7 protein-coding genes are annotated in these 8372 nt (G+C 72.8%); 3 read left to right on the top strand and 4 right to left on the bottom strand.

Annotation, left to right across the window (positions count from 1 at the left end):
* Positions 1 to 45 precede the first annotated feature (45 nt).
* Positions 46 to 1347, bottom strand: a complete 1302-nt coding sequence (locus ACIQOV_RS15520; protein WP_401048831.1) for a family 2 encapsulin nanocompartment cargo protein terpene cyclase — start codon at positions 1345 to 1347, stop codon at positions 46 to 48.
* Between the two features lie 553 nt (positions 1348 to 1900).
* Between ACIQOV_RS15520 and ACIQOV_RS15515 the strand changes: the two genes are divergently transcribed.
* Positions 1901 to 3226, top strand: coding sequence for a radical SAM protein (locus tag ACIQOV_RS15515; RefSeq protein WP_401048829.1), 1326 nt, complete (start codon positions 1901 to 1903; stop codon positions 3224 to 3226).
* 57 nt (positions 3227 to 3283) lie between these two features.
* Here ACIQOV_RS15515 and ACIQOV_RS15510 read toward each other — a convergent pair whose 3' ends face one another.
* Both ACIQOV_RS15510 and sph read right to left on the bottom strand, forming a co-directional pair.
* Positions 3284 to 4102 (bottom strand): thioesterase family protein, encoded by an 819-nt coding sequence (locus ACIQOV_RS15510; RefSeq protein ID WP_401048827.1) that lies wholly within the window; start codon positions 4100 to 4102, stop codon positions 3284 to 3286.
* Between the two features lie 152 nt (positions 4103 to 4254).
* The gene (sph, locus tag ACIQOV_RS15505) at positions 4255 to 5232 is read right to left on the bottom strand and encodes a sphingomyelin phosphodiesterase (protein ID WP_401048826.1); all 978 of its coding nucleotides are present in this window, start codon (positions 5230 to 5232) and stop codon (positions 4255 to 4257) included.
* A gap of 243 nt (positions 5233 to 5475) precedes the next feature.
* On the opposite strand from sph, the gene ACIQOV_RS15500 reads away from it, so the two are divergent.
* A complete protein-coding gene (locus ACIQOV_RS15500) occupies positions 5476 to 6177 on the top strand; it encodes a hypothetical protein (RefSeq protein WP_401048824.1) in 702 nt (233 codons plus the stop codon).
* Here ACIQOV_RS15500 and ACIQOV_RS15495 read toward each other — a convergent pair.
* Complete coding sequence (locus tag ACIQOV_RS15495; RefSeq protein WP_401048822.1) at positions 6159 to 7478, bottom strand: hypothetical protein; 1320 nt, start codon at positions 7476 to 7478, stop codon at positions 6159 to 6161. The genes ACIQOV_RS15500 and ACIQOV_RS15495 overlap by 19 nt on opposite strands.
* A gap of 341 nt (positions 7479 to 7819) precedes the next feature.
* Between ACIQOV_RS15495 and ACIQOV_RS15490 the strand changes: the two genes are divergently transcribed.
* Positions 7820 to 8122, top strand: a complete 303-nt coding sequence (locus ACIQOV_RS15490) for a hypothetical protein (protein WP_380548567.1) — start codon at positions 7820 to 7822, stop codon at positions 8120 to 8122.
* The last annotated feature ends 250 nt before the right edge of the window (positions 8123 to 8372 follow it).

Here is an 8372-nt window from a genome sequence, read left to right as displayed (position 1 = left end):
GGGATTCGCTGCCGGTGGGAGGTGGCACCGCCGGAAGGGCCGGTGTCACCAGAAGTCGGGCAGCGTGTAGCGGTAGGTGTTGGTCTGGTGCCAGTAGTGGTTGCCGTCCACCCACGCGGCCACACCGCGCAGGAACCGTGGGAGGGCCGGCACCGGGCAGGACAGGGCCAGGGCCGCCGCCTCGGCCTCGAAGGCCAGCATCAGTTCGTTGTGGACCTCGACCGCCTTCAGGTAGCCCTCCTTGCGGGAGACGCCCTCGCGCTCGGAGATCACCACCGGCAGGTTCAGGTGCAGTCCGGGGCTGGCCAGCTCCTTCATGTACGAGTAGAGGTCGTTGACGATGGTGGTGGCGTTGGAGGCCAGCGCGATCACCCGCTGCATCGCGGGCAGCGCGTGCAGCTCGGCGGGCAGCTCGTAGCCGCCGACGGTGTCCGTGATCGTCGGGCAGGGGCGGAAGTTGTTGAACTGGCGCATGGCCAGGTACTCCCACACCTCCGGCACGTGGTCCGCCTGGTCCCAGGCGGCCTCGGCCAGGTACCCGAGGTGCAGCCGCGCCATGTCGTGCCGGAACCGGTCCGACTGGGAGGGCGTGGCGGCCCGGGTGAAGTACTCCATCGCCGAGTGGTAGGCGCGCCGGGGCGGGTCCGACGACAGCGAGGCCTCCCACTCCGGGTGGTACTCCGTCGTGGTGTGCAGCGGGTCCAGCGCGGTGTGCGCGAGCAGCAGGCGGCTGCCCAGGCCGATCGGCGACCCGCCGAGGTCCTCGCAGTAGCAGTCGTCCACCGCGTTCTCGGCCACCATCAGGCGGGCCGCGAGCATCAGGTGGTCGACGCTCGGCGCGTCCGGGTGGCAGGCCACCATGTAGCGCCCGGTGGAGAAGCCGTCGAAGTCCTTCTCCCAGTCCGGCGGGTAGAGCTCGACCTCCTCCATCGCCCAGACCTTGATCTCCGCACTGAGCGCCTCCACCCGCACCGGGTCGGGCTCGGCGATCGGGTGGTGGTACAGGCCGGGGATGGGGTCGCCGGCCTTGGGCTTGCCGCCGCTCGGCGCCTCGCCGGCCGGGCTCGCGGCCGTCGCGATCGTCGCGGTCGCGGCGGGCGGAACGGGCAGGACGTGGACGGGCGGCAGCCGGAACCCGGGGGTGGCCGCCGTGACCTCGGTCGCGGCTTCCGAGATCTCGGGCACCGGAACCTCGGAGGCGGGGGCCTCGGGGGCCTCGACCTCGGGCGCCGACACCTGCGGCCGGAACTGCAGCCCGGAGGTGCCCAGCCCGCTGGGCCCGCGCAGGATCCGGTCGATCGCCGGGGTGCTCATGGTCCCACCGCCGGGGCGGTCACGGGCCCGCATGGTGTCTCCGGTCTGGCACGCAGGGGCATGGAGGCTCCTCTGGGAAGGGGTCGCACACATATGACGGATCGTCATTTCGTCAACCTCGAACGGGAACTCGGGCTTCCGCCCCCGTCCCGTTCGGTTCACCACCGTAGGCGCGAAGGCGCGTTCCGCATCGCAACGGACGATCTTCCTCACCCGATAGGGTGAACGTTCGGGCTGACGACGTTTGAGCGGACCGCAGTCGTGCATTGATCACACCGGTCCCGGGGCACCCTGGCCGCGAACCCTCCCGCCCGAGCCGCCCGCCCCCCGCGTCAAGCCGCTGACGCCCGCCCGTGTCCTGGGCCGCCCGATCGCGCTGTTCCGGTCGCGGCACGGGCTGTTCGCATGCGAAAAGACCGGAGGGACGCGCAGTGACAGCGCTTTCGATGCCCTCGCCTCGGAGAACCCGCTGGATTGCGGACCGGACCGGTCGGTCACCTCCCGGCCCGGTGCACGGCCCCACTGGTAAGGGGGACCAGAATGGCCTGGGCGCCGTGAGGACGGGGCCAGGAAGGAAGACCAGCGCATGGAGAGCCAGGCCCGCAGCCGCACCGCACTCGTCGAGGAGCTCATGGAGCGCTATCCCGACGTGCCCCGGGAGGCGGTGATCAAGGAGGACCTGCTGCGCGGCGGCATGGCCTTCGACGAGTCGGCACTCAGCGGCAGCGCCGGCGCCGACGGGGGCGGCGAGGTCAAGCCGAAGTCGTACTTCATCTTCTCCTTCGACCACCGCACCCTGCCCGAGCTGGGCGCCGCCGCGCTCAACCGGCCGCCGGAGGAGATCGTGCTGACCGGCGGCCCGTACGGGCTGCGCCGCACGGTGGTGTCGGTGCGGGTGAACCCGGACTCGCCCTACCGGGTCGGCGCCGGCGAGGACGGCACCCTCGGCCTCTACCTGGACGGCGCGCGGATCGCCGATGTCGGCCTGCCGCCGATGCCGGACTACTACCGGCACACGCTGGCCAACGGGAAGTCGGTGATGGAGGTCGCCCCGACCATCCAGTGGGGCTACCTGATCTACCTCACGGTGTTCCGGGTCTGCCAGTACTTCGGCGCCAAGGAGGAGTGCCAGTACTGCGACATCAACCACAACTGGCGCCAGCACAAGGCCGCCGGCCGCCCGTACACCGGGGTCAAGCCGGTCGAGGAGGTGCTGGAGGCGCTGGCGCTGATCGACGAGCACGACACCGCCCGTGCCTCCCAGGCGTACACCCTCACCGGCGGGGCGATCACCTCGCGCGTCGGCGGCCGGGACGAGGCCGACTTCTACGGGCAGTACGCCAAGGCCATCGAGGAGCGCTTCCCCGGCCGCTGGATCGGCAAGGTGGTGGCCCAGGCGCTGCCGCGCGAGGACGTCCAGCGCTTCCACGACTACGGCGTGCGGATCTACCACCCCAACTTCGAGGTGTGGGACAAGCGGCTGTTCGAGCTCTACTGCCCGGGCAAGGAGCGCTACGTCGGCCGGGACGAGTGGCACCGCCGGATCCTCGACTCCACCGAGGTGTTCGGCCCGGAGAACGTGATCCCCAACTTCGTCGCGGGCGTGGAGATGGCCGAGCCCTTCGGCTTCACCACGGTGGACGAGGCGATCGCCTCCACCGAGGAGGGCCTGCGCTACTTCATGTCCCACGGCGTGGTGCCGCGCTTCACCACCTGGTGCCCCGAGCCCACCACCCCGCTCGGCAAGGCCAACCCGCAGGGCGCGCCGCTGGAGTACCACATCCGGCTGCTGCAGACCTACCGGGCGACCCTGGACGAGTTCGGCCTCTCCTCCCCGCCCGGCTACGGCCCGGCGGGCCCGGGCAAGGCGGTCTTCTCGGTGAGCTCCTTCATGGACTCGCTGCAGGGCTGAGCACGGCCCGCCCCGAAGGCGCCGCCGCCCATCGTCCGGGCGGCGGCGCCCGGCCCGTCAGCTCCCGTTCAGCGGGCGGACGGTGAGGATCTGCTCGGCCCGGCCCAGCGGGCCGTGGACGTCGTGCAGCACGGTGCTGGTGACGCCGTGCCCGGCCGGGCCGAAGCTGACGCTGGTGTCCAGGCCGGTCCAGGGGCCCTCGGGGCGGCGGTGGAAGTGGATCGTCAGGTCGGTGTTGGGGAACATCCACTCGGTGGGGTTCCACCGCACCGCGATGCCGTTGGCGGTGTCCACCAGCTTGACGAAGGAGGCGTGCGGGCCGCTGGGCTCCCCCGCGACCAGCTCGACCGGGGTGGAGATCCAGGCGGCGGCTCGGCCCGGGGCGGTCTCCCGGCGGCGGACGTCGATCGAGGCGATGTAGCCGCCGCCCCACACCCCGGCCATCGTCCAGGGCTCGAACTCCTCGGGCCCGGGCAGCGGCCGGTCGTGGGTGCCGGCGACGGCGGTGGTGTCCAGCTCGGCGAGGAACCAGGCGCGAGCCCGGACCACCGCCCGCCCGCCGGTCACCACGGTGGCCTCGACCAGCTCGATGGTGCGCCCGGGGCGGACGGTCTCCACCGTGATCTCGAACTCGTCGAGGGCGATCAGGCCGAGTATGTCGTAGCTGATCCGGGCCAGCGCCAGGCCGTCGGCGGGGCGCCCGGCCCGCTGGTGGCCGGCCCGGTGGCGGTCGATGGCGTGCACGATCAGGCCGCCGAGCGGGCTGAAGTGCTGCTCGTCGGGGTGCCAGGCACCCTGCGCCTGCGCGGTGGGCTTGTAGCTGTTCTCGCCGGTGCGCTGGTAGTAGCTGTCGGGCGCGGCGGTGGGGGTGGTCACGTGCGCTTCTCCTCGGGCCGGATCGCTGGCTGCCGGGCGGGCGCCGCCGTGGTACGACGGCGCCCGACCTCGGCGTTCAGGATCGTAGGGGGCCGAACCGCCGGTGGGGCGTCACGGGTGACGCATCCCACACCCCCGGAGGACCAGGAGTGTCAGTGCGCGGCGAGCGGGTAGTGGTCGGAGAGGTCGGTGTAGGTGTAGCTCTTGCCCCAACTGCTCACCGTCCAGGGCGCGCTGTGCACCCGGACCACCTCGTTGGTGTACTCCTGCGGGCGGGCGTGGTCGGCCCGGTAGAGGACGTAATCGAGGTCCTCCTTGGGCTCGCCCGGGTAGCGGTAGGCGGCGACGGAGTTGTCGGCGGTGTCGAAGGAGTACGGCCAGCCGGTGCGGGCGGAGGCCGGGGCGAGGTTGCCGTTGGTCAGCAGCGCCTGGTACTCGGAGCCGTGCGAGTCGATGTTGAGGTCGCCCGCGACCAGGATCGGTTCGTCGGCCGGGATCCGCTTGGCGTCCAGGAAGGAGCGCATCGCGGTGAGCTGCTTGGCCCGGATGTCCGCCGCCTGGCCGCTCGCGCAGCCCGAGTCGGTGGACTGGAGGTGGGTGCCGACCACGTGGGTGCGACGGCCGTTGACGTCCAGCACCGCGTAGACGAAGCCCTTGTTGGAGAACCAGTCCGAGCCGCAGGCGTCCTTGTAGACGTACTGCTCCTTGCGCAGGATCGGCCACTTGCTGAGCAGGGTGACGCCGCCGTCCTCGGGGGTGGTGGCGCTGTAGCTGCCGGAGGTGGCGTCCCAGCCGCTGGTGGAGCGGCCGACCACCGGCGTGTGGTACGGGTAGGCGGCCGAGGCCTTGGCGGTCAGCGCGTCGGAGGCCGAGTTGTCGAAGGCCTCCTCCAGCACGACCACGTCGTGGCCCTGGAAGAAGTCCGCCGAGGCGATGGCCTGCGCCCGGTACTGCTGGCCCCAGTTGGGGTAGAGCGAGGTGCTCATCAGGAACGTGTTGTAGGTCAGCACGTCGAGCGGGGGTGCGGTCGCGGGGGCGGTCTCGGCCGAGGCCGGGACGGCGCCGAGCACGGCGAGGACGGTGGCGGCGGCGCCGGCGGCGAGGGCGCGGCGGACGGACGACAGGGGCATCGGGCCTCCGTGGGGGGCGTTGTCGTGGACCCGTCGGGTCGAGGGATGTTGTTCATCCAACTTGGCTGTCGGCACGGACCGCAAGACATCGGGCGAGCATGCGGTGAACTCGTCGGTAACACCGTCGGCCGAGGGGCTGACGGGCGGTCACCGCCCCGCCCCTCCGTACCGCCCTCCGCCCCGCGCGTCAGGAACCGGGGTCAGACTGTCCCCAGCGCGACGAAAGAACGAACGGGGGAAGACATGGCCGGCAGGAAGAAACGGAAGAGGCCGCTCGCCGAGGGGGTGGTCCCGCCCCCGAAGCGGGTCCGCAGGCGCCCGGAGCCGCAGTTGTCGGCGCGGGCGGTCCGCCGGACGGCGTGGCCGGTCGGGGCACTCACCCCGGTGCTGATGGTCGGCCTGGCGGTACTGGGCAGCAACCCGGACTACCAGCTGCCCTGCGGCATCCTGGCGTTCCTGGTGCTCTCCGCGGGCGTCGTCGCGCTCGGCTTCGTCCGGCCCCGCGGCTGGATCATCTGGCCGGCCGTCCTGCTCGGCGTGCTGCTGCTGGTCCTGCCGACGACGAGCATCCGCGCCCAGATCATGGCGCAGCGCGGCGTGGAGACCGCGGTGGTGGTCACCGCGGCCCACAGCGCGAAGGACAAGAACGGCAAGGTGAGCTGGACCTGCGCCATCCGCCGCGCCGACGGGCGGCCGTTGCCGCACGCCGAGGTCGGCGGCTACGGCTGCACGGGCACGCGCGACATCGGCGACACCGAGAACGTGCTGGTCGACCCGGCGGGCTGGGCGCCGCCGGTCCCGCTCGACGAGGACCTCGAATTCCGCCGCGGCGGCGTCCACGTCACCGCGGTGCTGGCCGCCCTGTGGGGCCTGCTCACCCTGGTCGCGGCGCGCCGCACCCTGCGGGAGCCGGGCGCCGCGGCCGGTCAGCGGGGCGGCAGGTAGCGCACCAGGACGTCGGAGCCGGTGCCGTTCAGGGCGCCGAACAGCAGGGTGGTGCCGAACGCGTCCACGGCCGGCGCGAAGGACGGGCCGACGGCCTCGGCGACCCGCTCGACCCGGCCGGTCCGCAGGTCCCGCCGGAAGAGGTCCGGGGCGCCGTTGGTGTCGCCGGGCACCAGGCCGGCGTCGTCCGAGACGAAGGAGACCCAGCGGTCGTCCGCCGTCATGACGGCCGGCTGGGCGCCGGCGGGGGCCACCTCCGTCACCGTGCCCGTGTGCAGGTCCCGGGCGTAGAGCGCGACGCGGGTGCCGCCCTGGTCCGGCTGGAACACCCGGAACAGCGCGTACCGGCCGTCCGGGCTCAGCCGGCTCAGCCGCACGGCGTCGCGCAGGGTGCCGCTCGGGTCGATGCTCGCGCCCTCGATCCGGCCGGTGCGGGTGTCGTAGACGTAGAGCGGGAACAGTTGCCGGGTGGGCGGCGGCTTCAGGGCGGCCAGGGCGGACTGCGCGGCCGGGGCAGCCGGCAGCAGGTTGGCCGCCTTCGACCGGAAGGCGACGGTCCGGCCGTCGGCGCTGAGCGAGGGCTCCACCGAGCCGCCGTCGGCGGGGGCGCCGCCCTGCCCCGCGGTGACCAGGCGGGTGGTGCCGGTCCAGCGGTCCGTCAGGTACACGTTGGCGGTGCCCGCCTGTGCCCCGGGGGCGAGGTCGGCGCGGTCCGAGGAGTAGGCGACGTACCGGCCGTCGGCGCTGATCGCGGGGCTGACGGAGTTCCCGGCGCCGGCGCCGGCGGTGACCAACTCGGTCCGGCCGCCGAGGCGGTCGCGGACGTAGACGTCGGTGCGCCCACTGCCGTTCCCGGCAACGGCGTTGACGGCGTCACTGCTGAAGGCGACGTACCGGCCGTCGCCGCTGATCGCCGCCTGGACGGTGGAGCCGTCCAGCTGGGCGCCGCCGTCGGCGAGGCTGGCCCGCTCGGTGTGCCGCGTCCACAGGTCGCGGACGAAGACGTCGTAGAGGCGGTTGGTGTCGCCGGGCACCAGGTTGGAGGCCAGCGAGGCGAACAGCGCGTAGCGGCCGTCGGCGCTCAGCCCGAGCGGCTCGGACCAGTCGTCGGCGGGCGTGCCGTCCGGGCTCACGTTCACCCGCACCGTGTCGCCGTCCGTCACCTCGGACGCGGGCGCGGACACCGGTGCGGAGGCCGGTTCGGACGCGGGCGTGGTCCGGGCGTGCGCCGCCGGTGCCCCGGCGCCCACCAGCAGCGCGGCCGCCAGGGCGCAGACCACCCGTACCGTCGTCGTCCTCATGGGCTCCCCTCCCCTTGCGCTCCCCTTCGTTCCGGCCGAGCCAACCCCCCTGCGTGGCCACGGTCAACCCCGCCACCCCGCGATGGACACGATTCCGCCAACTCCCGGACACGACAGGAGCGCACCTACCGCACGAGCCGATCCACCGGCTCCCGGGACGCATCACCCACCCTGGCAAGGGAGGCGAGAGCAGATACCCCGAACCGGCTACATCCTCGCTAAACGCGGACCAATACGGGCATCCCACCCACGATTGCTTCGCACCGAGGCAGCGCCCGGCCGTCGAGCGCTCGGCCGTCAACCGGACGTGACCGGCGGCAGTCGAGCGAAAGGCGGAAGCCATGAGCATGATCCAGACCGGCAAGCTGCAGTTGAACTCCACCAGCGCCACGGAGCTGACCGGTGGAGCCACCTCGACCTTCACCCAGGTCACCTTCCCCACGCCCTTCCCCAACGACGCGAACGTGATCGTCGTGCCGTTCGTCCAGACCTTCAACGGCCCCGACACCCCCGGTCTGCGGATCGCCGACGTCACCACCACCGGCTTCAAGATCCGCATCAACGAGCTCGTGGGCAGCGGCCGCGCGCTGTCCGACGGGCCGCACACCACCGAGACCATCGGCTGGATCGCCAGCACCGTCTGAGCCCCGGGCTCCTCGCGGCCCCGCACCGGCCCGGGGCCGCGAGGGGCCCTGCCCCGAACCTGCGAGCCGCCGCACCGGCCCGCGCCGCCAACGCCCCTTCGCATCGGGCGTGTTCCCCCGCCCCGGCTTGCCGGGTCGGCAAAACCCGTTGGACACGGACGACCACCGGTGCGAAGGTCCGGGAATGACCGTTGACGAAGCCTTTGCCCGGCCCGACGGCCCGCCCCTGGCCGTGTCACCGCCACTGCCC

Source organism: Kitasatospora sp. NPDC091257 (assembly GCF_044757675.1).
Lineage (GTDB): Bacteria > Actinomycetota > Actinomycetes > Streptomycetales > Streptomycetaceae > Kitasatospora > Kitasatospora lactacystinica.
The sequence above is the reverse complement of the archived record's forward strand: the minus strand, read 5'-3'. Positions and strand labels throughout refer to the sequence as shown.